Source organism: Arthrobacter sp. 9V (assembly GCF_902506065.1).
Taxonomy (GTDB): domain Bacteria; phylum Actinomycetota; class Actinomycetes; order Actinomycetales; family Micrococcaceae; genus Arthrobacter.
In genome coordinates this window covers 1-1,297 of record NZ_LR732996.1, presented here as the reverse complement: position 1 = coordinate 1,297, position 1,297 = coordinate 1, and the positions used below count along the sequence as shown (strand labels likewise).

Genomic DNA, 1,297 nt, shown 5'->3' with positions numbered 1-1,297 from the left:
GTACGTGTTGGTGTGTGCGATCTCGAGGCGGTGGATCCCCTCGGCGGTGTCCCGGAAGAGCATGTGCGGCACGGTAGGCGCGGGCTGCTGGGCAGCATCCCGGGTGGGACGTGTACGAAATGGGGAATGGCCAAGGACAGTCTGCCCGAGCTCGAACTCGCCAACGTGCGCACGCGCGAGCGCATCACGGACACCGTGACGGAGCTGAAGCGGCGCGCGGACCTGCCCGCCCGCACCCGTCTGGCGGTCGCCAAGACGAAGCAGCGGTGGCACCGCGACCCCACGCCCCTGGTGGCGATGGGGCTGACCGGCCTGACCGGTGTCGCGGCGATCGTCCTCGGTATCGCGCTCCGGAACAAGCCCGCCGGGCACCTGGCGCAGCCACCGGCGAGCTCGGCCTTCACCGCGCTGCTGCCGTTCGGCGCTCGGGGTGACGCCCCGTCGGCGCAGGAGCGGTCGCAGGGCGGTCGGAAGGGTCGCAAGGCACGGGCGAAGGCCGCCGAGGAAGCCCTCGAGCGTGACCCGGCGCACCGGGGCCGCGTGAAGCAGCAGGTCGGCATCGCAGCGGTGCAGCGACGCGCGAACAAGAACCGCAAGCAGGCGGTCAAGCGGTCGAAGACGGCCGTGAAGGCGAGAGGCTAGTCCCATGGCGCACGAAGAGCAGAAGCCGGACCCGGATGACTCCCGGAAGCCCGACAACCCCACCGACCTGAAGAAGCCGACGCTCGTCTACACGCTGAAGAAGACGCTGCGCGAGTTCACGAGCGACCAGTGCACCGACCTGGCCGCGAGCCTGACGTACTACTCGGTGCTCGCGCTGTTCCCCGGGCTGCTGGCGGTCGTGTCGATCCTGGGCCTGGTGTCGGACCCGGCGAAGACCATCGACACCCTGCTCCAGGTCATCCGCAACATCGGCGGCGGTGACGTCGCGAACCTGCTCAAGGACCCGGTGAACGGCCTCGTCCGCTCGCCCGCCGCCCCCGTGACCTTCATCGTCGGTCTACTCGGCGCGCTCTGGTCGGCCTCCGGCTACGTCGGCGCCTTCGGCCGCTCGATGAACCGGATCTACAACGTCCGCGAGGGCCGGCCGATCTGGAAGCTCCGCCCGACCATGCTCGGCGTCACGGTGACCACCGTCGTCCTGCTCGTGGTCGGCCTGCTCGTGCTGGTGAGCGGGCCGCTCGCCCGGAGCTTCGGCGACGTCATCGGCCTGGGCGACGTCGCCGCGACGGTGCTCCTCATCGTGCAGTGGCCGATCCTGCTCGTCATCGCGATCATCGTCGTCGCAGTGCTCTAC

2 protein-coding genes are annotated in these 1,297 nt (G+C 70.0%); both read left to right on the top strand.

All coding sequences use genetic code 11. The features are described from left to right. Positions 1–642, top strand: a 642-nt coding sequence (locus BACI9J_RS23150) for a hypothetical protein (protein ID WP_236558894.1), incomplete at its 5' end; no start/stop codon positions are given. A gap of 4 nt (positions 643–646) precedes the next feature. Next, a partial coding sequence (locus BACI9J_RS23145; RefSeq protein ID WP_201296725.1) for a YihY/virulence factor BrkB family protein occupies positions 647–1,297 on the top strand: 651 nt, incomplete at its 3' end.